The following is a 25,328-nucleotide window of genomic DNA, read 5'->3' on the forward strand; positions in this document are numbered from 1 at the left end:
CGAGGAAATAGTTACGTTGGTGAAACGTTGTTCGATTCGCTACGGTTTAAGACGATGGTTGACTTAGGAAGACTCGATTTAAACTTACTGGCTTACGTGGTCGAGCAGGTTTCCCAGAAGAACAATACGAGGTCAAATATATGGACATCTTGAAACTATCAAAATTCAACCCGTCAGCATATCAGAAGACGTTGGACAAAACGAAAAGACGATACGCAATATCTTTCGTGTTACATTAACCGATTAGAAGAGACGCTAAGGTTTCCTAACTGGCTGGGTATAGATGAAATCCATATCATTAAGCTGCGGTGCGTACTAACCAACATCGAGGAACGGATGTTGTTAGACGTTCTACCCAATAGGAATAAGGAAAAGGTAATATGCTACAAGCCAAGATACCAAAGGAACTACAATCCGCTTTTGAGCCTCTTACAAAGGCTATGGCGAACTGGGAGACAGAGATATGCCTTACTTCGACCATCGCATCACAAACACTTATACGGAGACTCTGAACAGCCTTATACGTGTAATGAATCGTTTGGGTAGAGGATACTCATTTGAAGCCCTTAGAGCCAAAATGCACTTTACAGAGGGTCTTACAAAAGAGCGTAAGCCCAAGTATGAGAAGTGTGATTTCCTTTCTGACCTTGACCACTATGATATGAACTATCCTTCTTTTGATAGAATGCCTCCTTTTGGCGTTGTTTGTGAATCTGGCGAGCTTCTTGGCATCGACATTTCCACCTTAATTGAGAAATTGGAGAAGGGCGAACTATAAGCCCTTTTCCACTATAAAATCCGAATGCCGAAAAAGCTCACAACATGGCCTAGCCTGAGATAAGTTTGATCTAGGGCTGGGTTATTTTTATAACTATTAGGAGGGGTGATGATATGGAATATCTACGGGACTATACGATGTACATGGCGATTTTCGGAATGTTCAGTTTTATATGGTTCGGATGGGCTCAGGAGAAGCCCCGAAAGAGCTGGAGATTATATATTGGGATCGCTAGTGGGGTCGCACTTATCGTCTGCTTGATTGGTGTCTACTTAAGTATTATCAATTGGAATGAAGCTTCGGCATTATCAGATACAAGTACATTCAGAAGTTACTTGATATTTGTGATTATTGAGTTTCTCCTTGCGGGTGTTGGCGCTTTCCTAATTATTAGATTAAAAAGAAGTGATTATGTTGCCCCGTGGATTGCTTTTATTGTTGGGGTTCATTTTTTCTGGCTCAAAGATGTATTTAAAGATTCCAGTCTGAACATTCTAGGGATTCTACTTATTGGAGTAGTAATTATTTCATTCTGGTTATCTAAAAAACTGAGCGTTGCGAATAGTGCCATAACCGGCATTGGTGCCGGCACAGTGCTGTTCTGTTTCGCCATATTAGGGTTGAGTCGGTATCTAGCTTTGTAATTTAAATGCATACAAAATTGGGGTGAAAGGAGGGGGCTTTCTATGGGAATGTCAGATTACTATCAAAAATTAAGAGATAACGTAGGCAATCAACTCATATTTATGCCTGCTGTTGCTGGAATTATTAGAAATGAACGCGGAGAGATTTTGTTCGGCAGAAAACATAATGAGGAGAATTGGGGACTAATTGCAGGTGCCATAGAGCTTGGAGAGACTCCAGCTCAAGCCATGGTCAGAGAAGCGGAAGAAGAGACAGGGCTTGTGATTGAACCGAGTCGAATAATTGGGGTGTATGGTGGGGAAGATCATCGCTTTATTTATAATAATGGACATCAAGTAGAATATTTAACGATTGTTTTTGAATGTATGATCCTTGGTGGCCAATTAACATCAGATAATGAAGAGATGCTGGAACTACAATTTTTCTCAGAGCACAAGCTTCCGCCGATAGCGAACAATTATCCAGAGTATATTTTTAGTTCAAAACAAGAAGAAAGAGCACATTTTGAATGGGGGAACACCTATGATCGCACTTAGAGAGGTAGATCGAGACAATTTCTATGATGTTATTAAGCTGAGTGTAACTGATGACCAGAAAGAGTTCGTTGCGTCAAATTTATTCTCGCTCGCACAGGCTAAGGCATACCCAGAGTGTATCTGCTTAGCTATTTATCATGATGAAGTTCTTGTGGGCTTTACGATGTATTGTATAGATCATGAGGATCAGGAGTATTGGATTTATCGCTTAATGATAGATTCTAAGTATCAGTCAAAAGGATATGGGAAGGCTGCTATGGAGCTGCTTATTGATAGAATTAAAGAAGATCTTCAACATCGGATGATATATATCAGTTTTGAACCAGCGAATATTGGAGCAAGACATTTGTATGAACAATTAGGCTTTCAGGCAGATGGACGAGTGATCGAAGGGGAAGTTGTGTATAAGCTAGAATATTAATTAGAACTGGATCTTGGAGGAGGTATTTATTTTGTTCTATGTCAATTCCAGGGCAATCATTGAAAGAGAGCGCGATGGGCAAATAGAAATTGTGATTCAGAATAGAGTGAAGCCTAACGAGCGCGTATCTATTGAACTTCCTGGGGGGCGCATTGAACCCTTTGAATCATTAGTCCAGGCTCTGAGGAGAGAAGTTAAAGAAGAGACTGGCTTGGATGTGTATGAAATTGAAGGAGAAGAACTACGAACCGTTACTGAAGGTCATTCGTTTGAAGTAGAGTGCATGAAGCCCTTTGCCGCATATCAAACGATTAAAGGGCCTGTAGATTCTGTGGGCTACTATTTTAGATGCAGAGCAAAGGGGAAATTATTGAAAACAGGAGATGAGACAACGGATATCAGATGGATCACAACGAGTGAGTTAAGAGATCTGATAGAGAGTCATCCTCTGCAGTTCACAGATATCGATCGAGCCGGGATTCAATATTATTTAAAACAAATATATCCAAAATAATTTCCCCTTAGGGTAAAAAAAGGATATAGATTTTCTCTGAGAAGAGATGATCTATATCCTTTATTATTTAGCGTCTTTTCTGATCAACAATTATTCACTTTCATGACTAAGCTGCCATTCAATTCCGAACTTGTCTCGGAGGTTGCCATAGCATTTGCTCCAGAATGTTTCTTGCAGCTCCATTTTTACCGTGCCGCCATCTTTCAGCTTGTTAAATAATTGTTTGATCTGATCCATGTCTTTGCTGCCATAAGCAAGACCAATGTTGTTCCCTACTGTAAATGGCGAACCAGGAAAAACATCGGAGAACATGACATTGCTGCCATTGATGTTAAGTCGTGAGTGCATAACTAAATTTCTGGCTTCTTCAGGAAGTGGAAATTCAGGGTTAGGCGGGTTGTCACCGAAAGCCATAATTTGTGGCTTCTCGGTCTCGAATACTTGTGCATAATACTCCACAGCTTCACGGCAATTTCCATTGAAATACAAATAAACATCAACAGCCACTAACTTCACTCCTCATCATGGATTCAATTTAGAAATCAGAGAAATCAATTTACTTAAAAATTGTACCATGTGAATCTGTGAATTAAAAATTTGATCCTTGCTTGAAGCTTGCTTCAGTTAGCCATTAAAATTCTCCCCGCTTTGTAAGTATTTCTCAGTCAGCGTGGTGAGCAATTGGATGCCAACTTCATTATGTCCGCCTTCGGGGATGATAAGATCAGCGTACTTTTTAGAGGGCTCAATAAATGCCTCATGCATAGGTTTGACCGTACTTAAGTATTGATCATGTACGGACCGAATGGAGCGCCCTCGTTCCTCAATATCTCGAACCACACGCCGAAGAATACGAACATCCGGGTCCGTATCGACGAACACTTTAATGTCCAGAATGGCTCTAAGATTCTCATCGGATAGGATGTGAAGGCCTTCGAGGATAATGATATGGTTAGGCTTCAGTTCGAGCGTTTGTGTTTTGGAACGGGCATGAATCGTGAAGTCATATACAGGGGCATAGGCAGTCTTGCCTTCCGCCAAATCTTGAATATGTTCAATCATGAGCTCGGTATCAAAGGCGAAAGGATGATCATAATTAATCTTCTCGCGCTCTGCAAAGCTAAGATGGGGATTATCTTTGTAGTAGTTATCTTGGGATATGAAGGTGACTTTGTCCGAACCAAGTCGGTCAATAACGGAATGGGCAACCGTCGTTTTACCTGATCCGGTGCCGCCGGAAATACCAATAATCAGCATGTTTATTCAAAAATCCTCCCTAGTCCTATGAGCTTGTACAATTTTTATATTGTAGCATAGCAGACTTATTTTTTCATCATGAAACAACACATATGTACACAAAAGTGAAACAATGGACATAAATTGCTCTTAACAGAAATCGCTGCTATAATTTGCGTATCAATGGTGATTGGGGGTTATATCGGTGGCAATGCTGAATTGCTCGTTAGCTAGGAAGGACTCATGCAAAGCCTGATCTAGGGCGATACTTTGCGTGGGGTGCGATAATATGAGTTTGATCGCCCATACTTAACTTCATCGTTTCTAATACAGGCTTTGCACCTTATTATCTTCAAATAACAATAAGGGGCTGAAAGCTATGAGTACACCATTTATTAGAAACCATCAGTATAATGTGATTAAGAAACAAGCGGAATTCCTTCAGAAAACATTGCTAACGGTCGCGGATCGGAGTGTCTTGGAAACCGTAAGGTACAGTGCCGCAACGAACATTGTTGAAGCATTTCCTTCACTGACAGAGGATCAGAAGCAGATGCTGGAACAAATATCTACTCTGGACTCGGCAAGTGACTTCCAGAGATACCTTAGCGCATTGGTGCCTTACCTAGAGCCTTTTCCGCAGATTACGCTGAAGCAGATCCAGAAGCTATTCCCTAAGAATAAGAAGTTGAAATTACCGGACTTGAATGCTACCGATTTTCGATATTTAACATATCTGAGTTGGGTAGATATTGCCACGAACAAGTTATTTATTGTATACCCCATTGAAGGAAAGTTTGTCGGTATTGAGGGAAGAATTACGCCGATTCACAAGAAGGGATACTGCCTGTTCTGCAATCGGCATCAAGAGCTTGCATTTTTCTCGGTCAAGACGAAGCCTGCTCATTCTTCACCGGATAATCTTTCGTTCATGGGGCATTATGTGTGCCTGGAGAACCAAGATTGTAATCACTGTATTACAAGTACAGGGCCATTGGAGAAATTTATTCTCTCGGTCAGTAAATAGCACTTTAATCGATGTAAGGCTGCCTTTAAAGGCAGCCTTTTTTGAATTGATTTTTACGGATGTGGCGAAGCTGTATTTGGAATAAAATAACAAAATCTATTCTATTAACAGTATAGTCTTTACTTTTGAAATTGGAATATATGGGAATTATTTGATAATATATTAATTGCAAGCGCCTACAATATCTTCCAAGAAGAATATTTTATCACAGTGTAATAGAAATCAACTAATTAATAAGGAGGCATTATAATGTTCAAATCCAAGATAGTAAAAGTAGTAGCGGTCCTCGGGCTCTTCAGCAGTTTGTTCTCGATCCCAATGATGCCAGCAGTTAGTGCAGCTGATGCTAGCTGTCCGAACGGTTACGTAGGTCTGACGTACGATGATGGTCCAAATCCAAGCAATACGACAAATTTGCTCAATGCACTGAAGCAGAATGGTCTACGCGCAACAATGTTCAACATAGGACAAAACGCGCAAAGTTACCCGTCTTTGGTCCAGGCTCAAGTGAACGCAGGGATGTGGGTTGGCAATCACTCCTATACACATCCACATATGACTACATTGAGCACTTCGCAAATGTCATTGGAAATTACGTGGACTCAGCAGGCAATCCAGTCGGCTACTGGAACTGTGCCGAAGCTGTTCCGTCCACCTTATGGTGAGACGAACGCTACTCTGAAATCGATCGAACAACAGAACGGTCTTACCGAAGTGCTGTGGAACGTTGATTCCCAGGACTGGAATGGGGCTTCGACCGCTCAAATCGTAGCTGCCGTCGGCACGTTGCAGAACGGTGACGTGATTCTAATGCATGACCAGTATCAGACAACGCTCCAAGCGATTCCGCAGATTGCACAGAATCTTAAGAGTCGTGGTCTATGCTCCGGCATGATCTCAACGTCAACTGGCCGGGCAGTCGAACCTGACGGGGGCGGTACAACAAATCCTCCAGGTAATACGACGAGAGTGGAAGCCGAGAGCATGACGAAGAGTGGTCAGTACACGGGGAACATCAGCTCTCCGTTCAACGGGGTTGCTTTATACGCCAATGGAGACTCGGTCAAGTACACGCAAAATTTCACGAGCGGAACTCATAATTTCTCACTCCGAGGTGCTTCCAATAACTCCAATATGGCCAGGGTCGACTTGAAAATAGATGGGCAGACGAAGGGGACCTTCTACTTTGGTGGAACCAGTCCGGCGGTCAACACCCTAAACAATGTCAGCCATGGTACCGGTAATCAGCAAATTGAGCTCGTCGTAACAGCTGATAACGGGACATGGGATGTTTATATCGATTATTTAGAGATCAGCTAAAGCGTGAAATGGTAATGCAATTTTATAGTCATTGATTTGATGCTAGGCTTTTCCCTTTATGGTTATTAGATGTATAATCAGGGGAAAGCTCAGACAACATACGCCCCAGCCTAGGATGAGAGCTATCTAAGGCTGGGGCGTTTTATTTACGCTAGAGATATCGAGGGATAGTTTAACAATAACAACGATTGTAGAGAAAGAAGCTTTATACAATTTCTATCAGAATTGTGAGGTGCAATCTAGTGAAACAGTATAGATTAGAACAAGCAGATCAAAATGTATTTGCTGTTCATCAGGTGATCTACTCCAAATCCGATCTTGAGATGTGGTACGACTGGAATACTCGGTTAGAAGATACGAAGTTTACTGATCAGTGTTTTTGGATTATGTGCGATGAGGATCGGATTGGAGGGGTGGTAAAACTAAATGATACTGTATTGTTCCCTTTCATGATTCCTCCATTTTCTAATAGACAAGAGTTGTGGAGAGGATTACTGAAATGCTGCGAGGATATAAGAAATATTAACGGGGTTCTACAAGATGATGTTAATATACTGCAATCATTTGGATTCAAAGTAAATTTGACCAGACAGGTCATGTGTTGCCCGGCGAGCGGAGGTAACAAGCCGATAACCCCTGATGGACTAACCTTATACTCACTAGGAGATTCTTTCGATATAACTAGAATTCATGATGTAATGAAGGAAGGATACCGCGGAGGAATTGACTACGACCTCTTTGGTGTTCCTAATGATGAGAAAATCATGGAGGATTTAACGTATCTTTTGCAGGTTTACAAGCATAGAAATCTTTCTATATATGTTGTAAATGAACAGAGCCAAGAGATTGTTGGCCTTTGCATAGCAGGTATTAGTGAAAAAATGCCACTTGGATTTGCTGAGATCGGTGAGTTGTGTGTCATTCCCCAGTATAGAAACAGAGGGATTGCAGAGTTCATGTTAAATTACATAAGAGAGTCCGCTAGTGCCTACACAGAGGTTGTGAAATTATGTGTTACTATAGGAAATTGTGCAGAAATACTGTATAGGAAAGTAGGCTTCCAAGCTGGCCCAAGATTTGCACGAATGACTAAAAGGTGAATTGTTGAGCTGAAAGGTGAGAAGAAGGTGAGACAAGGAAAAGGAATGAGTAATAATCTAAAGCTATCTATTGACTGAAACTTGTGAAAATGAAGCAACATCGGGAAATTCCGTCAGAATAAAGGGGTACAGCACACGACCTGTACACAAATGAATAAACGTACCGGGCCGCGAGGAGAGCGCAAAGAAACGGAATATTACTTGACCTCTTGTAACGATGACATTGGCTATAGCGATCCAGATCAGAAAGAATACTTCCTAATGTTCATCGATGATAAGGAACAATAATTCAAATGGGTTCAAAGAGGTGATGAAGCATGACAACTCAAACACTAGTATGGTTATTTATCGTTGTATTCTTACTCCATGACCTGGAGGAAATCATATATGTCGAATCCTGGATTAAGAAAAATAGAAATCAAGTGATCAGCAAGGTTCCTGCAAAAGTAGGTAAGCGGCTTGATAAGATATTTAATATTACAAGCGGTCAATTTGCGGTTGCCGTTTTACTGGAATTTATTATTTTCATTCCGTTTGTTTTTATTGCCGCAGAGCAAGGAAAGTTCTTTGTGTTCCTATCTTTTAATACTTTGTTCTTTCTTCATGTATTTACGCATGTCGGACAATCCTTATATTTAAAAATGTATACCCCAGGTGTGGTTAGTGCCGTGCTCCTCGTTCTGCCTTATACAATATATTTGTTTGATACATTGATCACGGATAATCTGGTCACTTGGACAGAGATTCTATTAAGCATTCCAGTCGGACTCCTCATCATACCCGTCGTATTGCTGGGTCATGAACTGGGAAGGAAAATGGTTAGATATTAAGGAGGACAATCCGTGAGCCGAAGAGAGATCCTGGCGTAAATCGCCGAAGAGCTAGCTTCAAGACCTTTGATTGGTAATGAAAATAAATGCGGTCCCGATTATCTAAGGTTTGGGATTTTTAAGGTTAGCAACTTTAGAAGACAGCTTATCGTTAATTGAATTAAATTACAAATTTAATGGTGTGGAATGAACTTCTGTGGAAGTTAGGCAATGCCTTCTGAACACGAATGAGATTATTGTTTTAGCCATCTGTAACGATCAAGCAGCAGGGTTTGGCTGTGCTCAATACTACAATTCCTTTTGTTACCCTGAGCCTCACGGGGAAATAACTGAACTATTTATTATTGAGGAGGGACGAGGAAAAGGATGGGGCTCGCAAATCATTTGTTTTTTAGAAGAAAAATTACTCCAGATCAGAGTTAAGGAAATTAAGCTATTAACGGGACAGGACAATGTTAGGGCTCAAAAAACATATCAAAAAGCGAATTATTCATTGTCTGATCAAGTTATGTATGAGAAGACAGTTGAAGGATCTTAACCTGAGGAAGCAATAGAGAAAGGTAAGGTAGGCAATGTAATTTTAAAGATTTGAGACGCTCTGAAAGGAAATGACATGGATAAAATATTTCAATTAGATTCTGCAGAATCGATCAAAGAGACTATTGTACAGACAAAGAAGATGGCCCTGTCGGCACTTCATAATTATGACCTAGATTGGACTCAAATTCGGTTTCACCAACTATCTGACACAGCTACTTTTATCATAGAGACAAATGTAGATGGAACATTTCTACTGCGAATTCATTCTGGAATGAAAAAAGAAGCGATAGATTCTGAATTAGTTTGGTTAGAGTCTTTGTACGATAAGTTGAAGATTGTTCCACTAGGAATTGTAGACCGTAATGGTTCAAGAACGGTTACGATCGATCGTGGGGATGGTTACTTTGCGCATGCTTCTTTGATGCGTTGGGTAGAGGGAACACATATTAACAGTGGCCTTACCGATGACCAAATCTATAAAGAAGGTATACTTCTGGCAAACTTACATTCCGCTGTGCAGGATTTCGAATTACCATTTAATTTTATACGTCCCGTTTGGGGGGAGCAAAGTTTTATACAAGCTACAACCCGATTAGCTGAACACTATATTCGTTTCCTAACTGATGCTGAATATAAATTGTATCGATTGGCCATCGAGAAAGTTCTATGTTGGTTTAATACAATACACAAGAACGAACATAATTACGGGCTAATTCATGGAGATCTACACCAAGGCAATATTGTATTTCATAATGGTAATCCCCGGCCAATTGATTTTGGAAGATGTGGTTTTGGATATTTTCTTTACGATGTAGCACACACGATTTTAGGGCTTCATCCTTTGCAAAGAGAATTAGTCATTAAGGGGTATCTAAGCATAAGAGAGTTGGATAAGGATTGGCTACCGGACCTAGAAAGTTTTTCGGTGATGGTTATGATCGAGAACTATTGCCACCATGCTCCTGATCCAAGAGAAACTGAGGGGCTGAGAGAAGAACAGCCCTATGCTCAGGCTATATTGAGAAACTATTTAAATGGAACACCATTTCTATTTAATCGCATTGAGGTGTAAATATGAAAGAATACATGAAAGAAATGAGAAAGTTAGTGGGAACTCGTCCCATCATCATGTGCGGATCAAGTGTTATTATTTATAATCCGGCCGGAGAAGTTTTGATGCTGCATAGGACGGATAACGACAGCTGGTGTTTTCCAGGTGGGGCAGTTGAGCCAGGTGAGAGGGTTGAGCAGACGGCTGCAAGGGAAGTATTTGAAGAAACTGGGCTCATTGTTGAGAACTTGAATCTGTTTGGTGTCTTTTCTGGCGAAGAATTGTATTATAAATATCCAAACGGAGATGAAGTGTACAACGTAGATATTGTTTACGTGAGTGACTCCTATAAGGGTGAGATAAGATTAAATGATGAAGGGAAGGACATCAGATTCTTTAAAATGGATGAACTGCCTGAGAAGATCAGTCCTCCTGTACGACCTATCGTTGAGGAATTAAGGGAGAGGGCTGGGGGTGGAAGATTATGAGAATTCATAAGGGGTATATCGTTTCATGGGAGTAGCGTGCAAGTTGTCTTGTGGTCATTGCTCTTATCATCAAAATGTTTTTCTAGGAATAGGTTTCAGGTATATCGATCTGGATTCAATTTTGGAATGGTATGAGGAAGAAGAAGGAAGACAACGAATCAAAGAATTTAGGGGTGATCAGAAAACGACTTTTCATTGCTATGATGGTCTTTATGTCTGCCCAGAGTGCAATTACTTATTAAATCATGTCTATCTACATATGCAGTCAGAAACCAAATCTTATACAAACCGTTATATTTGTCCCCGCTGTAATACCAAAATGCCGACAGAACCTTTACTTGAAGAAATTAAAAGTGGAGTATTGGATTGTCCAGACTGTAAACAAGAGAAACTCGTGGTCGCCTTTTATATGGATTGGGATTAGTACAGAGGATCCTGGGAGCATGAGGAAGCTAGAAACCAAGATGAATAGAGGTGCTGGTATGCAGAACCCATTTAAAGAAATCTTGTCTTCAGAAGATGAGATTAGAGATCTCATAGGTTATCCAAGTGAGATTGTCAAAAAGAAAGCCATACAACACTTAGATGATCATTGTCGAAATTTTATTGCTATGTCCCCATTATTATTTATATCCACTGCGGATGATCAAGGGTTTTGTGATGTATCTCCACGTGGAGATGCTCCTGGATCGGTTCTAGTCATAGATGAGTATCACTTAGTGATTCCAGAGCGGCCAGGCAATCGCAGAATCGATTCATTAACAAATATCTTGTTAAACCCAAAGATCGGCATAATATTTATTATTCCTGGATTAGAAGAGACGCTTAGAATCAATGGGAAAGCCTTCGTGATCAAAGATGAGAACATTCTGGAACAGATGAAATCTAGAGATAAACAGCCCCTATTAGGGATTGGAGTAGAAGTCGAGGAATGCTTCATACATTGTGCTAAAGCTTTTAAGCGATCTAAGGTATGGGATAACCAGTCGTGGGCCATGGACGACGCTTTGCCGTCAGTTTCGGCCATATTAAAGGATCATGTGAATTCATCTGAATATACGGAAGAGGTTATTCGAAAAGGGTTAGAGGAGAGCTACGAGAAGAGATTATATTGAATAAAGTCATTAGCCGAAGGAGAAATGATTATGATCGTTTATTCAGATGACAAAGAACAAAATGCACGCGATGTAGCTGAAGTTTTTCGAAATTCAGGAATCAAGAGACCTTATGAAGATGTTGAGAGAATCCAAAGCATGATCGATCATTCAGATATTATGATTACCGCCTGGGCTGATGGTAGGATGGTTGGAGTAGCCAGAGCTATAACTGACTATTCGTATTGCTGTTATTTATCTGATCTGGCGGTAGACCAAAGATATCAGAAACAGGGAATTGGAAAAAAACTAGTACAAAGTGTACGTACAAAAATAGGAGATCAATGTTCATTAATACTAATCTCCGCTCCAACAGCAGTTGATTACTATCCTAGTTTAGGATTTGAACGAACGGATAAAGCATTTTTGATAAGAAGAGACCAGTAAGCAGCTTAAGTGCTTATGAGGGGGATAAGATGAAAGCTCTATTTCAATACAATTGGCAGGTCAGGGATGAATGGTTAGACGTATTGGAATCAATTCCACCACTTGAACTAATAAAAGAACGTGGAGCTGGGGTGGGCTCCTTTCTCAAGACGATTTTTCATATCATTGATGTGGAATATAGCTGGGTAAGAGCCATGCAGAATGAACCGGACATCGTATTTCGGCTTGAGGACTATCAAGATGTTCAAGCTTTGAGAGGCCTGTCCAATGAACTCAGAGTTGAGATTAGAGAGTTTATTAATCAATGGGTACACGAGATGGAATATGAAATGGTACACCCTTCTTGGCAGGATAGGCCCTTCTACAAAGGTGAAATATTAAGGCATATTTTGGTCCATGAAGTTCATCATATTGGCCAATTATCGATTTGGTCGAAGGAAATAGAAATCCCAGTAATAAGTTCGAATTTTATCGGTAGAGAATTAATGTGACTTCACTAATAACGTACTCCCATGAATAATATCCAGAAACAAATAAGAAGCCTCTACATATCCATAAAGTAATAATCGAATCAGGCCACTTAAGGAAGGTGAAGAGTGATGGGGGCAGGTTTTTGGGTTAGATTTGGGGCTTTGTTAATAGACTCAATCATCATCGGAATCCTTGTAGCAATAGTTTCTTTTTTAATTACAGGTGGTTCAGACGATGAGAATGTCAAGAGCATATTGAGGTTCTTGTACTCGTTGCTATTGCCAATATTCTGGGGAGGATATACCGTTGGAAAGCGTCTCTGTGGAATCAAAATAAGAAAAGTCGATGATCAAACTCCACCTGGACTTGGAACCATGTTGCTGCGGAATGTCCTTGCAGGATTAATTTATGCCCTGACCCTTGGAATTGGTCTGATTGTCAGTGCATTCATGGTGGGGACGCGGGAAGATCGAAGGGCGATTCATGATTTTATTGCGGGTACAGAAGTAGTACATGATAAATGAACAGATTACACTATAGTCTTCATGAGATATTAGGTGATTAATTAAATGAAGAAGATCGTTATAACCGGAATAGTAGCTAGCGGAAAGACGACACTGGCGAGGCGCTTGTCAGAGCGTCTTGAAATACCTTGGTATGAGTTGGATTGTATTGTTCATTATCGAACGAGTAATGAGAGAGTAAAACGTACGCCACAAGAGCAGATGAGGGTTATAAAAGAAATTGATAAGCAAGGACCGTGGATTTTTGAAGGGACCGATCGAGGGTCATACCAAAGTTTGTATGATATGGCTGATACCATCATATTTCTAGATCCACCCTTATGGAAACGCAAAATCAGGATAATAACCCGCTATCTAAAACATCAAATTGGAATCGAGCAGCCGCATTACAAATCTGATTTAAATATGCTGAAAATGATGTTTCAATGGACAAAAGATTTTGAGCGGAATAGATCGGAATTTGAAGCCAAGCTCAAATTATATAAGGATAAAGTTATAAGATTAACCGACAATAACAACCTCGAATTTATATATGATGATGAAGGAGGATGACTCTCTTGCTGAAACCAAAGGACAATGTAAAAGTTGGTTGGATATGGGTTACCGCTTGCCTGATTATAATCATACTTGGCAGTAATCACTTATATGGTTACTCATTCATAGACAGTTTCTTGGATGCTATTGGGATTGGAAGTTGGACTAAGGAGGGGAAGCTAGGCTTACACATATCATCAGTCATTGCGCTTCCCCTATTATTGATGTGCTTCATTCAAGCAGTACGTTATATGAAGATAAGGTATCCCAGCATCGCTATAACTTTGTTTCTTAGTATCTTTGTATTAAGTGGAATATATCCTAAAATAACAGAACATGTGGTCAACTTCAGTGAGTTGTTAATTAGGTAGTGGCACAGATTCATTCCCATTTATCCTGCAATAGACACTGCTTTTTATTTCTGTCCAATACAACCACGATGTTTTTACTCACAGAATTGAAGAAGATTAAGGCCCTTGGTGGTTCGCCGTATTATTCCCAAGCCGCCAAGATCAATTAATAGATAAAGAGGAAGCGCACATGACCAATGAAATTATTACAGAACAAGAGATCAATAAGTTGCTTAGCTATCTTGATTTTTTTCAAGATTCTAGCAGTGTTTTCTTTACTGAGGTGAATGGGGATTACCAGGAGAGCGACGAAGTTCGCAGGTTTCGTGAAGCACTGAATGAGACTGGATTTTTATTGGTGTTCGACTGGACGAGCTGGCTTCATGAGCATGAGGTCTATAAAGATATCGACCATAACATCCAAGATCAGATCCGGAATGCTGATATAAAGACACTGAGGAAATTAATGACGAGCTACATTCGTGGAGATAGATTCAACGAAGGATTGTTTATTTCTGCAATTGCAAATGGACATATCACAAATATATTATTGAGACTTAAGGAATTAGTATAGAAATCCAATCCATAGAAAAGAGTGATCATTCATGGCCACGCATGAGCATATCTATCGTAATCAGGCGGATACATATGAATTTATGATTAGTAGACAACCTGAATTAGCTGAGGTTATTAAGGAGATAAGACCTTTTCAGGATTTGGATATTCTAGATTTAGGCGCAGGCTCTGGCCGATTATCAAGGGTTCTCGCTGAGGAAGCCAAATCGCTCCTATGTACGGATATTTCTTCAGCTATGCTGGACCTGTTGGAGCATAAATTAATGCAGCTAGGAATAGCAAGGAATTGGTCAACCGTAGTAGCTGATCATCGAAGCCTCCCGATTGCCGATAAATCCATTGATTTAGCGGTCTCAGGTTGGAGCATCTGTTATTTAACAGGTTCCGAGAATAATCAATGGGAAGATAATCTTAGGCAGATTATTTCAGAGCTTCATCGGGTATTGAGGCCGGATGGAACGATCATTATTTTTGAGACGATGGGGACGGGGACAGAAACTCCTAACCCGCCTGAGTTCCTAACAGACTATTATAGAGCGCTTGAAGAGGTTCATGGATTTCATCATAAGTGGATACGGATGGATTATCATTTTAGAAATGTTGAAGAAGCGAGACAGAGCACCGAATTTTTCTTTGGCGAGGAGTTAGCGAAGAAAATTATAGACAACCATTGGTCTACAGTTCCAGAATGTGCGGGGATATGGTGGAAGCATCTGTAAATATAGACTATTTAAATTAAAAGGCCCAACTCATGTAGAGTCAGGCCTTATTATTTTGCAGAAAGTCAGTAACCAAGTTCTTGTATTCATCTTGATTAGGGAATAAGTTGTATAACCGCGAGGAGATCATTTTCTGATTACCCAGGAAGAAGAGTTCATACTGATTCTGTCTTCCGCCAAATGGCCCGGCTCCTAGCTCCCATGCCAATCTAAATAAAGCGACTCGTTCTTTGGCAGTCGTGAAAATTCCTTTTAAATAGTTCTCCAGATAAGGCTGAATATCTGATTCGAGATTAGCGCCCGAAGGACTCATGATCAAATTACTGGAGCTCATCATTTGAATCATGTTTGTGATCTCCATATGGAAATCAGGAAATTGCAGACAGGCAGCAAGCAGAGGACTGGTCTTCGGTGTAAAGTATCCCATAGGATCGGTTGCTGCTTCTGCCTCAGAAGCTAGTCTTAATCCCTTCAGATTCTCAAGCAGCATCATCACACGGGATATTTGCTGGGTCGTGGACATTTCCAGGGTGACATTTTGTTCCTCTGCCAAGTTTTGAATAAGACCGAGGAAGAACTCCGTTTTGGCAATATATCTGGAGACGACCTGATGACCTGCATGGGCTAGAAAATTCCCCTCAGTAAATAAGCGATTCCCCATAGTCTCATTCCCATATAAGAACACACGGTTGTGCGGAATGAGCACCTTGTCGAAAATAACCATTGTATCCATCTCATCAAATCGGGAGCTAAGCGGGTAGTCGAAAGTGCAATCGTGCGCATAGCTGTCACGGCAAATAAATGTCATCCCATCAAGATCATTCGGGACTGCGAAAGCTATAGCCGTTGGATTCGCCTCCTCTGAGAACGTGAGGGAGGGTGTGGGTAGGACCAGGATTTCTTCACATGTCGCACCTTGAGTAGCCATCACAAATGCACCGCTAACGATGAGGCCTTCGCCAGTTACTTCAATGACCTTACAAGCGATGGTATCCTCAACAGGATCTGCCTCTGCTGACCATTTGCTTGCAAACGGCTGAACAAAAGCATGCGATAGAGTGATGTCGTTATCACGGCAATATTCATAATAGCTTCTTAAATTGCTGGCGTACCTAGGGTCATTTTCTTCAAGAATCGATGCAGCCGTATATAACGACATAAGGACCGTATTCATATAGTCAGGAGAGCGGCCGAGAAATCCGTGATGCCTCTTGGACCACAGATCAATCATCTGTCTCCTTCTCCGTAAATCCCTTTTATTCATAGGAGGCAGAAAGGATAGACCAACGGGGTCACCGCTGTGCGGGGATTTATAAGTCATTAGATGGGTAAATTGAGCATCGCACTGCATATCGTACAGATCAGCCTGGGTGTGTATCAGTCCACGAAATGCAGGGTGTTCGGATATCAGACCGGTGACACGCTGGCCATTATACCATAGATTAATTTGCTGACGATCGATCCGCTCGATATACTCTTTACCGTTTTTTATTGACAAGACATACACACCCTTTCGTTATTCTGATAAGCGTAGTAGTTGTTTACCACTTATCTTATGCGGTCTAAATAATGAAAGTGATTGGTCCAGAGACTTGGACAATTTGAATTGAAGGAAGCGAGCCTTAGGGTATCGAATATTTAGTTGATTGAAGCTTGGCTTGGTTCTATATTTCAATGATGAGGGAACATGATCAGAACTTTACCGACTATTTATATCTCCAATTGGATAAAAACCTAATATGAGGTGAGGAAATGACTCGAGCATTAACCCAGGATCTAGTTCATTTAATCGAGCGATCTGAGATCGATTATATGGTAGACCGAATGCGGGCGATTGAGGAGAGACAAGGGAATCCGGAAGGGGCAGAAATTAGGTCGTTTGGTAAGACAGTGGCGTTCTATAGCAGGACGATGTCTTGGCCCACATTCAACACGGTAAAAGGTTTAAGTACAGACGATATCGATTGCATTGATGCGATTGTGGACTTTTATAAGTCGAGAGGGCGTAAGCCGCAGTTTGAAATCGTTCCCTCGAGGGTGAATTCGGAAATCTTAAAGAAGCTAGCTGAGCGAGGGTTTTATCAGTCTGGCTTTCATACGTCAATGTACTATCCCATAGAGCAGCTGCCACCTGATTGGCGGGATAGTGGCATTGACATCAAGGAAATCTCAGAAGAAGAGTTCATGACGTATGCCTTGATTCATTGCCGGAGCACCGGACTCCCGGATGATGGCATTCCGTATGTCGCTGACAATAACCAAGTATTGTACGCGAGGCCTGGCTGGAGATTTTTCATGGCCTTGATCGATAGAAAACCAGCGGCTGTCGGGGTCATGTACATGAATCAGACCGTAGCCTCGTTGACGTTTGCCGGGACGCTCCAGGAATACAGGAACAAAGGCTGCCAGCAAGCTCTCATTCGTAGAAGAATCTACGAGGCTGCTAAGAATGGGTGCAGTACAGTAATCGGTCAAGCCGGCTTTCTAACACAGAGCCATAGAAATATGGAGAAGGTTGGGATGAAGATCGGGTATATCAGAACGACATGGACGGAAATGGAGTGTTAACTTAAGGTGGATCGCCTAAACCTAACAACAGAGCATTATGATCAAGGAGAGGGGGCCATTCCATTCGTGCAACAAATAGAGATAAGAAGACCAGAACTTGGTGATTGTCAGGAGTTGCATCAGTTCTTTCGATCAGTAATTACGGATACTTTTGCAAAAGAGAATCTAGCAGATTTAGTAGAAGATATTGAACAGGAAATTAAGACGAAAGAAAGTTATCTCAAGATAGATTACGATAGCTTAGGCATTAATAGATACTTTTTACTTGCGATAGCGAATAAACAGATTATCGGAACTATTGAATATGGGCCATCCAGCCGCTTGATTCACGAACTGACACAAGACGCATTGCAAAATATGATCGAGATAGGCACAGTCCTCGTCCATCCTGAATATCAACAGCAAGGTATTGGAAGCCTACTCTTGAATGTATTACTTCTATCTTTAAAGAATAAGGGGATTGGAGAATTTTGCCTGGATAGCGGGTACAATCGTGCACAGAAATATTGGGTGAAAAAATTAGGAGAACCCGATTACCGATTCGAGAACTACTGGAGTGAAGGAAACGACCATATGATCTGGAGACGACAAACGAGCGACATTCCTGTTATTTTTAAATTATAGAAGCCCTAAGTTTTAAAACTTCAGTGCCTCTAAGAGAAGAACCGCCCGATGAGGGCGGTTCTTTCAGTTCTGACTCATCCAGTCCTCCTTCTGAAAATATATACGGCGTTATCATCTGAAGGAGGGAGGATGAGCGTCGACAATCGTTCACTATACTCCATATAAAAATTATCAGCGCTATGATAAGTTTCAAAATTGCTGGTGACCGCCGGGTTTTTCGTGCCGATCACGATGTACAGCTGAACGGAGCTGGTTCTGAAGACATGCTTCTCATATGTATTATTGGCAACGGGCCAGGAGCAGATCACGACCTCCGGCGAGTATTTATGGAGAGCCGTCTTCGCATCCGCCTTTTCCACAAAATCTGGATAGGAGATATATTGCCCCCAGCTGTAATCATCGGTAGCTATACAATGAACATGGCCTTCCTTCAGAAAAAGGCTTAACGTGCCGTCCCCGGCTCCAATTTCAAGGCAACGTTTGTCTCCAATTAATCCAGACAGTTCGTTGATCAGCGGCTTTGAATAGAAGCAATAGATTCCCTTCTGATTGACGAGTGGCATCAATCTTTTCTTATGTATAACTAGTCTCCAACCCCATTTGAACGCACTTAAGGAAACCGGCTTTCGCTCGAGTCCTTGCTTGAATAGAAGCTTCTGCAGAATCGTTCCGTCCCATAGATTTAGTCTTAACGGCTTGACCGTGTTCTGAGAAGTAGCAGCAACAGCAATATTAGTCTGTTCTAGTAAATAAATCGCAAACCTCGCTTTGATAACTACGGGAAGGAAGGTGTCAATCGTCTTTTCATTCATGCCGCTCTTATGTATTTTGGAACTGGCCATCTTGGCGTTGGACGTATATTTCACGATAATCGCCTCGATAAGTTTAGATCCTTGATTGCTCTTTAAGGCAGCGAGCTCATCCAATACAGCCTCTTTATACTCCGGGTATTTCCGCAGTAAAGCTTCTACACTTATTTCATTAGATAATATTTGACTAGCTTCTAGCTTTGAGAAATATGCCATATATATCCCCGACCTGTATAAATAATGTAATCGTAAAAGTATTATATTCCTCCAAATCCAACCAGTAAAGCGATAAAAATTACAGTTCCATCTATCCAGTTGCAGACAAAGCAATTTTCTATTGGATATTCCAGGATTGTAGAGATAATAAATAAACAGGCAGTCAGAACTTCGCGTTTTGACAGCCTGTTTTTCTCTTGTGGAGTTACTTCTCTATAGAACTTAATGTATTTGCAATAAGCTGAGCGTAAGCCTGCGAACCTTCTTTGGTTAAGTGGACCCCGTCCTTAGCAAAATACTCATCATGATTCTCGCTGGCACCGTACCAGTTAACTAGCGTTATGCCAGATAATTTTGTAGAGATATCCGCCAACAGCTTATTAACTTGACTCTCCCATTTACGGGGAACCCGAGTATTGATTAGAACTATATGTTTGACATTCTTCAATGACCCGAGACAGTTCTCTAATTGTTTGTTATTGAACACGCCGTTGGTACCTAGGCCGATAATGACAGTATCGCCGAGCTTACGCCGCCTCTGAAGCTGAGTTAGGAGCTTGGAACCGCTGGACATCTGCCTTCCAATCTCCGCATCAACCTTGATGCCGGGCAATAGTTCTTCCAAGTAAGGCTCACCGTCAAGCATGACTGAGTCTCCGATGGCGGTAACATTCCCCCAGTCCGATTTAGAGGATTTTACTGGTTTGGGCGTTTGAGAATCCTTGCCAGATTCTTTCGAATCATTCGGTTGCGTAGCAGATGAACCTGGCTCCTGCTTCGTTGTCATATCCTCCGTTTTATGCGCGTCGCTACCCGGATCTGTATTCGCTGCAGCAGAATCACCGTCCCTAGTGCTTCCCTTCCCAGCGGATATTTGTTTTCCATCCGTTCCAAGAGACGCTTTAGAGTCCCCGTTATTCGGTTTCTTAGGAGGGACGGGTTGATCCGCCCCCTGCTTATGATCAGGTTGTGCTAGAGTAGGTACGGAGACAACCTCCCCAACTGTAGAAGCTGTAGCCGGAACATGCAGGAGCATGCCAGATACGAACAAAACAATAATGATTGCGGATAATGAGCTAATAGTCCATTGTTTGACGGATAATTGCCGAAGCTTCCACGGAAATTTCTTTATCTGCTTGAGAGTGGTGGACAATTGTCCGCGCCGGATTGGTTCCTCAACATATTTGTAAGACATCGAGGCGAGAATGACGCTCGTTGCTACCTGAATCAAGGCTAGCCTCCAGTTGTATGCGCCTGTATTCACTGAAGGTCTCGATAGGACGATAATCGGATAATGCCATAGATAAATTCCGTAGGAGCGCATGCCAATCCAGCGCAAGGGCTTCAAGCTGAACAACTTGCTGACCCACGTAAACGGATGGATAAGAGCTATAATGATCATTGCTGTAGAAATCGCGGCCAGCATGAACCCACCGCGATAGAGAAAGTCATCAAATTCATTAGCTTGCAGCAGTAAGGTTACGATAGCAGCTAGGCCCAGCCAGCCAATCCATTCGAAGGATACCCGGGTACGCCGAGAAGGATTCGTGATAATGCCTTGACTAGGCAACATCAGTGCCAATGTGGCTCCGATCAGTAGGGCGAACACCCGCGTGTCAGTCCCATAGTATACTCTGCTTGGGTCGCTGCCTGGCTGATATAACAGAATCATAGTCAGCATGGAAGCCAATGCGAGAGATAGTGTAATGAGAACCATTTGAATTCGTTTAGGTGTGAACCGTAAGCCTAGAGTTAACAGTAGCGGCCATATTATGTAGAATTGCCCCTCAACCGATAGTGACCAGAGATGGATCAGTGGTGCAGGTGTGCTGTATTGTTCGAAATAGGAGACCTGATGGAAAATGAGCCGCCAATTGTTGGCGTAAACCATCGCCGATCCAACGTCACCACGAAGCGATTGCAGCATGCTGTGGTCGAATAGCGTTGCCCAGGCTACTACAACCATGAGCATAACGATCAGAGCGGGGAACAGCCTTCGGAAGCGTCGTACCCAGAAGCTGGATAGATCAAGCCTATGCCTATCGCTGCGCCTCTCGATGAGTAGATTAGTTACCAAATATCCCGATAGTACGAAGAAAATATCGACGCCTAGGAACCCACCCGAAATTCGGGGAATGTCCAAGTGATAGGCGATAACTGCGATAATGGCCAGAGCGCGGAGACCATCGAGCCCGGCGATATAATGGCTTTTTCCGTTTGCTAATGGAGTAGACATAAATAAAATCCCCCGCACCGATTCATCAGGATTTCCCTGGATATTAACGGAAGTTCGTAGGGATCCAACTTATTTATTAACCTTATCGTTTGCTTTGAATTTACAGATTTCAACCCGTTTTGCACCACTTTTAACCCATCCTCTCTCATGCTGTCACAGTTGATGTGTTCTCATTATAAAACGTTGCGGGATGACTTTAATGACAATCAGATTACGATTGGAATTCAAAATTTTAACACATTTTGGTTGTTTTTTTAACAGGAAAGATTAGGATAGATTACCACGAATATTTAAGTCCTTGGATTGCCACCCGATCCTCACAATTTCAACATAAATAGGGTCTACAATTCTCTCTTGAGGAGGAGATTGCTATGAGATCAAAATTCGTTATCGCCTTGGGCGTCATTGTCCTGACACTAGGAATTGGCACAGCTGCGTATGCTGCGGGAGATGGACAGGGCTTGTGGGCATCCTTCCAGGACATGCTTCCTCATATGAGGGAGGTACATCCTGATCTAACGGATCGGCAGTTGGAGGATATGTACCAGAGCTGCCATGGTAACAGTGGGCAAAATGGACAAGGAATGATGCGTTCCAGCAATACAACGCGGTCCGGTGGTATGATGCAGTATGGCGGTATGATGCAATCAGGATTCTAAGAGGCATATTCTCCATGAATCCATAGGCAATAAGTAAGTGCCATTTGAGAAATGCGATACCAAGACAGACGGAGCTGCCAGGAGGTTGCAAGTATGGATGACCTCAGGGAGCTCCTTTCTTACATAAATTTGTGAGAATCACATCAAGACTCTGTAATTTCAACAAGATTTCTACATAACTCATCTATACAATAAGGACATTCAAATGAAAAAGGAGAGGTTCATTCATATGGAGTGGTCTTGGTTGCTTGTATTGGTCTGTCCCTTGATGATGATATTCATGATGTTCGGCATGAAGGGATCGCACGCGCACGGACATAGTCATGGACGTGGGCAAGCTTCGCATTCGAACATAGATCAGGGAGTGCAGCAGCAGTTAAGTGAACTACGGGAACAGAACGAACAGCTTCGCAAAGAGGTTGACAAGCTGTCACGGAACCCGATGTAGCTAGGCATGCAGGATCATTAAGATCCTAAAGCCATCGAATTATATGTCAGCAGCACTATACTATATAATAGGAGCAATAGGAGCAGAATCGTAAATAGCGGCTGTTTGCTGCGAGGCAATAAGGGATGGTGAGCAGGATGTCAAAATTGCAGATCTTAGTCGTTGATGACGAATGGAATATGCGTAACTTGCTGCGTATTTATTTAATTAAGGAAGGATTCGAGATAAAAGAAGCATCGAACGGCATGGAGGCCCTCGCGATGATCGACAAGCATGAATTTGATCTTGTGCTGCTGGACGTCATGATGCCGGATATGGATGGTTGGCAGGTATTAAAGGCGATCCGTGCGAAGAGCGATGTAGCTGTACTTATGCTGACGGCCCGTTCCGAGACGAAGGATAAGGTCTATGGTCTAGTGATTGGCGCCGATGATTATTTGACCAAGCCGTTTGAACCTGAGGAGTTGGTTGCCAGAGTCTTCTCGTTGATCCGACGTTCTGTCATTACTCAGTCATCGGTAGTACAGGAGCAGACGCTTGATTTTCCAGATTTCAGAATCATGCCCGATGCTCGCGAGATTTATATTCACGACCAATCGGTGGATTTTACCCCCAAGGAGTTCGATCTGATTGTTACGTTAGCAAGTAATCAGCACCGGGTATACAGCCGGGAGGATCTCGTCAACCTGATCTGGGGGTATGATTATGACGGCGATTACCGCTCGGTAGATACCCATGTCAAAAATATTCGTGAGAAGCTGCAGAGGGCTGGATTGGCCTACAACCCGATTCAGACGGTGTGGGGAGTAGGTTACAAATTCAATGCAGATGGTGCGGACCATGCTAAAAAATAAAGTTGGAATGAAGCTCGGCTTTGTCATTATCGCTGTGTTTATTGTCGTACTGAGCATTCTTGGCGTGACGATCGATCGGATGTTCTCGAATTTCTACACTAGTGATATGAGCACAGAGGTTGATGAATTGGCCACGCATTTCGCTATGATGGCACAGCCCCCGGATGCACCGACAGAGCAAATGCTGCTCAAATTCGCCGATTTCTCCAACGTCAGCATCTTCTACGTTAATAAAGACGGGAAGGTGCAGGATTACTCCGGAGAGGAAGAACTGGCTGAGGCTTCGTTCATACATCAGGGAGATATCAAGACGATCTTTTCCGGCCAGACAATACGCCTGAAATATGAGGCTGCGAGTGGTAACCGTTACTTTGTAACAGCGAAGCCGATTGTCAAGGAACAGGCGGGAGAGAGTCAGGTTATGTCGGCGCTTTATGTATTATCATCGTCCAAGCATATGGATGACTCCGTCGTAGCGATGCGCAGGCTGCTCGTCCTCTCTGGGATCGGTGCCTTTCTACTGGCGCTTGGCATTACCTGGATTGTGGCTCACCTGCTGTCCAGACCTTTACTGCAAATGCAGCAGGCGACGCGCAAGATCGCTGTTGGGGAATTAGAGACGAGGCTGAATATCTCGCGTGATGATGAGATTGGCTCTCTGGCAGCGGCCATTAATAATCTGGCCGAGGATCTGCAGAATTACAGGGATACGAGGCAGGAGTTCTTTGCGAATATTTCACATGAGCTGCGTACTCCGATTACCTATCTGGAGGGATATTCCAAGGTCATTAAGGAGCGGCTGTACAGTACGGAGGAAGAGCGTGATCAGTATCTGGATGTGCTCCATCAGGAAGCGAAGCGTCTCCAGCATCTCGTTGATGATTTATTTGAACTGTCGAAGATGGAGGAAGGCAAGATCAGTCTGTCACTAGAGTGGATTGATCTGGCCGAAGTGATCGACAATGCGGTCCATAAGGTACAATTGAAAGCGAGTGATAAGGGGCTTGCGCTCAGCACCAAATTGAATCGGCGCACCTCTTGGGTATACGGCGATGGGCTGCGCATGGAGCAGGTGATCCTCAACTTGCTGGAGAATAGTGTCCGCTATACAGAGCAAGGCGAAATCAGTATTATGTTGGATCAGACAGACAGCTATGTATTCGTGAAGGTCAAGGATACAGGAATAGGCATCGCGGCTGAGGAACTTCCTTATGTATTCGAGCGCTTCTATAGAGTTGAGAAATCCCGTTCCCGTCAGCATGGAGGAAGCGGTCTTGGACTATCCATTGCCAAGAAACTGGTAGAGCTGCAGGGCGGAGAAATATTTGTAAACAGCAGGCTTGGCCAAGGTACGACCTTTGAGATTAGATTCAAGCAGGAGGAACAGGGGGGTTCGACATGAAGCGGGCTGAGTGGCTGATCGCTGCGGTGATTATCGCTATGGGATTGATTTGCATGCTCGTCTCTGCCAACATGTCTCGCGACATGTCGATTCTCCAGATCGTCAGGACGATGAGCAAATACTGCCTGAAGATGATGGCAGTTGCTGGACTGATCGGAGGAGTTTATTACTTGGTGAACCGCTCTAACCGACAATAACAGCATATATATAAATTGATAAGAGCCTCTCCTGGAAGACAAGAAGGCTCTTATTCGATTTGGCATGTTATTTCGAGAATATTATGTTAAATGGGGGATAAATGCTTGTCTTAT

Annotated in this window: 31 protein-coding genes and 1 pseudogene; 27 read left to right on the top strand and 5 right to left on the bottom strand. The window is 42.4% G+C overall.

Going from position 1 to position 25,328, the window contains the following annotated elements; translation table 11 throughout:
- Window positions 1-139: 139 nt before the first annotated feature.
- The 5 genes and pseudogenes from ABD014_RS24825 to ABD014_RS07870 all read left to right on the top strand — a co-directional run.
- Window positions 140-778 (top strand): annotated as a pseudogene (locus tag ABD014_RS24825) (transposase); the annotation flags it as partial.
- Between the two features lie 113 nt (window positions 779-891).
- Complete coding sequence (locus tag ABD014_RS07855) at window positions 892-1,422, top strand: hypothetical protein (RefSeq protein WP_343859551.1); 531 nt, start codon at window positions 892-894, stop codon at window positions 1,420-1,422.
- A gap of 42 nt (window positions 1,423-1,464) precedes the next feature.
- Window positions 1,465-1,959 carry an NUDIX domain-containing protein gene (locus ABD014_RS07860; protein WP_343859553.1) on the top strand — a complete coding sequence of 165 codons (495 nt, stop codon included), beginning with the start codon at window positions 1,465-1,467 and terminating at the stop codon, window positions 1,957-1,959.
- A complete protein-coding gene (locus ABD014_RS07865; RefSeq protein WP_343859555.1) occupies window positions 1,946-2,380 on the top strand; it encodes a GNAT family N-acetyltransferase in 435 nt (144 codons plus the stop codon). Before ABD014_RS07860 ends, ABD014_RS07865 begins: the two co-directional genes overlap by 14 nt.
- 31 nt (window positions 2,381-2,411) lie before the next feature.
- Entirely contained in the window at window positions 2,412-2,894 is a 483-nt protein-coding gene (locus ABD014_RS07870; RefSeq protein ID WP_343859558.1) for an NUDIX hydrolase, read from the top strand.
- Window positions 2,895-2,984: 90 nt separating this feature from the next.
- On the opposite strand, the gene ABD014_RS07875 is transcribed toward ABD014_RS07870, so the two are convergent.
- Window positions 2,985-3,401, bottom strand: coding sequence for a VOC family protein (locus ABD014_RS07875; RefSeq protein WP_343859560.1), 417 nt, complete (start codon window positions 3,399-3,401; stop codon window positions 2,985-2,987).
- A gap of 117 nt (window positions 3,402-3,518) precedes the next feature.
- Window positions 3,519-4,151 (bottom strand): uridine kinase, encoded by a 633-nt coding sequence (gene udk / locus ABD014_RS07880; protein WP_343859562.1) that lies wholly within the window; start codon window positions 4,149-4,151, stop codon window positions 3,519-3,521.
- Between the two features lie 358 nt (window positions 4,152-4,509).
- Between udk and ABD014_RS07885 the strand changes: the two genes are divergently transcribed.
- From ABD014_RS07885 to ABD014_RS07955, 15 genes are all read left to right on the top strand, one after another.
- Complete coding sequence (locus ABD014_RS07885; RefSeq protein WP_343859564.1) at window positions 4,510-5,157, top strand: FusB/FusC family EF-G-binding protein; 648 nt, start codon at window positions 4,510-4,512, stop codon at window positions 5,155-5,157.
- Between the two features lie 249 nt (window positions 5,158-5,406).
- Complete coding sequence (locus tag ABD014_RS07890; RefSeq protein WP_343859566.1) at window positions 5,407-6,477, top strand: polysaccharide deacetylase family protein; 1,071 nt, start codon at window positions 5,407-5,409, stop codon at window positions 6,475-6,477.
- 242 nt (window positions 6,478-6,719) lie between these two features.
- Entirely contained in the window at window positions 6,720-7,577 is an 858-nt protein-coding gene (locus tag ABD014_RS07895) for a GNAT family N-acetyltransferase (RefSeq protein WP_343859569.1), read from the top strand.
- 317 nt (window positions 7,578-7,894) lie between these two features.
- Entirely contained in the window at window positions 7,895-8,407 is a 513-nt protein-coding gene (locus tag ABD014_RS07900; RefSeq protein ID WP_343859572.1) for an HXXEE domain-containing protein, read from the top strand.
- A 196-nt stretch (window positions 8,408-8,603) separates the two neighbouring features.
- Window positions 8,604-8,945, top strand: coding sequence for a GNAT family N-acetyltransferase (locus ABD014_RS07905; RefSeq protein ID WP_343859574.1), 342 nt, complete (start codon window positions 8,604-8,606; stop codon window positions 8,943-8,945).
- Window positions 8,946-9,020: 75 nt separating this feature from the next.
- Window positions 9,021-10,019: a phosphotransferase enzyme family protein gene (locus tag ABD014_RS07910; RefSeq protein WP_343859577.1), complete on the top strand. Its 999-nt coding sequence runs from the start codon at window positions 9,021-9,023 to the stop codon at window positions 10,017-10,019.
- A 2-nt stretch (window positions 10,020-10,021) separates the two neighbouring features.
- Window positions 10,022-10,486, top strand: coding sequence for an NUDIX hydrolase (locus ABD014_RS07915; RefSeq protein ID WP_343859579.1), 465 nt, complete (start codon window positions 10,022-10,024; stop codon window positions 10,484-10,486).
- Window positions 10,487-10,511: 25 nt separating this feature from the next.
- A complete protein-coding gene (locus ABD014_RS07920) occupies window positions 10,512-10,910 on the top strand; it encodes a hypothetical protein (protein WP_343859581.1) in 399 nt (132 codons plus the stop codon).
- 19 nt (window positions 10,911-10,929) lie between these two features.
- Window positions 10,930-11,601, top strand: a complete 672-nt coding sequence (locus ABD014_RS07925) for a pyridoxamine 5'-phosphate oxidase family protein (RefSeq protein ID WP_343859583.1) — start codon at window positions 10,930-10,932, stop codon at window positions 11,599-11,601.
- Between the two features lie 30 nt (window positions 11,602-11,631).
- On the top strand, window positions 11,632-12,027 hold the full coding sequence (locus ABD014_RS07930) for a GNAT family N-acetyltransferase (protein ID WP_343859586.1): 396 nt from the start codon (window positions 11,632-11,634) through the stop codon (window positions 12,025-12,027).
- A gap of 29 nt (window positions 12,028-12,056) precedes the next feature.
- Entirely contained in the window at window positions 12,057-12,518 is a 462-nt protein-coding gene (locus tag ABD014_RS07935) for a DinB family protein (RefSeq protein WP_343859588.1), read from the top strand.
- Between the two features lie 108 nt (window positions 12,519-12,626).
- A complete protein-coding gene (locus ABD014_RS07940; protein WP_343859591.1) occupies window positions 12,627-13,022 on the top strand; it encodes an RDD family protein in 396 nt (131 codons plus the stop codon).
- A gap of 45 nt (window positions 13,023-13,067) precedes the next feature.
- Window positions 13,068-13,574, top strand: coding sequence for an AAA family ATPase (locus ABD014_RS07945; RefSeq protein ID WP_343859594.1), 507 nt, complete (start codon window positions 13,068-13,070; stop codon window positions 13,572-13,574).
- A gap of 522 nt (window positions 13,575-14,096) precedes the next feature.
- On the top strand, window positions 14,097-14,480 hold the full coding sequence (locus ABD014_RS07950; protein WP_343859597.1) for a DUF6508 domain-containing protein: 384 nt from the start codon (window positions 14,097-14,099) through the stop codon (window positions 14,478-14,480).
- A gap of 31 nt (window positions 14,481-14,511) precedes the next feature.
- Window positions 14,512-15,201 (top strand): class I SAM-dependent methyltransferase, encoded by a 690-nt coding sequence (locus ABD014_RS07955; RefSeq protein ID WP_343859599.1) that lies wholly within the window; start codon window positions 14,512-14,514, stop codon window positions 15,199-15,201.
- Window positions 15,202-15,241: 40 nt separating this feature from the next.
- Here the strand turns inward: ABD014_RS07955 and ABD014_RS07960 are convergent, their stop codons facing one another.
- Window positions 15,242-16,699: a 4-hydroxyphenylacetate 3-hydroxylase family protein gene (locus tag ABD014_RS07960; protein ID WP_379338090.1), complete on the bottom strand. Its 1,458-nt coding sequence runs from the start codon at window positions 16,697-16,699 to the stop codon at window positions 15,242-15,244.
- A gap of 254 nt (window positions 16,700-16,953) precedes the next feature.
- Between ABD014_RS07960 and ABD014_RS07965 the strand changes: the two genes are divergently transcribed.
- Both ABD014_RS07965 and ABD014_RS07970 read left to right on the top strand, forming a co-directional pair.
- The gene (locus ABD014_RS07965) at window positions 16,954-17,769 is read left to right on the top strand and encodes a GNAT family N-acetyltransferase (RefSeq protein WP_343859603.1); all 816 of its coding nucleotides are present in this window, start codon (window positions 16,954-16,956) and stop codon (window positions 17,767-17,769) included.
- Window positions 17,770-17,835: 66 nt separating this feature from the next.
- Window positions 17,836-18,393, top strand: coding sequence for a GNAT family N-acetyltransferase (locus ABD014_RS07970; protein ID WP_343859606.1), 558 nt, complete (start codon window positions 17,836-17,838; stop codon window positions 18,391-18,393).
- Between the two features lie 74 nt (window positions 18,394-18,467).
- Here the strand turns inward: ABD014_RS07970 and ABD014_RS07975 are convergent, their stop codons facing one another.
- On the bottom strand, window positions 18,468-19,418 hold the full coding sequence (locus ABD014_RS07975; protein WP_343859609.1) for a class I SAM-dependent methyltransferase: 951 nt from the start codon (window positions 19,416-19,418) through the stop codon (window positions 18,468-18,470).
- 205 nt (window positions 19,419-19,623) lie between these two features.
- The gene (locus tag ABD014_RS07980) at window positions 19,624-21,654 is read right to left on the bottom strand and encodes an acyltransferase family protein (RefSeq protein ID WP_343859611.1); all 2,031 of its coding nucleotides are present in this window, start codon (window positions 21,652-21,654) and stop codon (window positions 19,624-19,626) included.
- Window positions 21,655-22,025: 371 nt separating this feature from the next.
- On the opposite strand from ABD014_RS07980, the gene ABD014_RS07985 reads away from it, so the two are divergent.
- From ABD014_RS07985 to ABD014_RS08005, 5 genes are all read left to right on the top strand, one after another.
- Window positions 22,026-22,313: a hypothetical protein gene (locus ABD014_RS07985; RefSeq protein ID WP_343859613.1), complete on the top strand. Its 288-nt coding sequence runs from the start codon at window positions 22,026-22,028 to the stop codon at window positions 22,311-22,313.
- Window positions 22,314-22,542: 229 nt separating this feature from the next.
- On the top strand, window positions 22,543-22,761 hold the full coding sequence (locus ABD014_RS07990; RefSeq protein ID WP_343859616.1) for a DUF2933 domain-containing protein: 219 nt from the start codon (window positions 22,543-22,545) through the stop codon (window positions 22,759-22,761).
- 137 nt (window positions 22,762-22,898) lie between these two features.
- Entirely contained in the window at window positions 22,899-23,615 is a 717-nt protein-coding gene (locus tag ABD014_RS07995; protein WP_343859618.1) for a response regulator transcription factor, read from the top strand.
- A complete protein-coding gene (locus tag ABD014_RS08000) occupies window positions 23,602-25,017 on the top strand; it encodes a sensor histidine kinase (RefSeq protein WP_343859620.1) in 1,416 nt (471 codons plus the stop codon). The genes ABD014_RS07995 and ABD014_RS08000 overlap by 14 nt, the downstream gene beginning before the upstream one ends.
- On the top strand, window positions 25,014-25,214 hold the full coding sequence (locus ABD014_RS08005; protein WP_343859623.1) for a hypothetical protein: 201 nt from the start codon (window positions 25,014-25,016) through the stop codon (window positions 25,212-25,214). Before ABD014_RS08000 ends, ABD014_RS08005 begins: the two co-directional genes overlap by 4 nt.
- Window positions 25,215-25,328: the final 114 nt, after the last annotated feature.

The sequence above is a fragment of the Paenibacillus motobuensis genome (assembly GCF_039521865.1).
In the GTDB taxonomy this organism is placed as follows: Bacteria; Bacillota; Bacilli; order Paenibacillales; family Paenibacillaceae; genus Fontibacillus; species Fontibacillus motobuensis.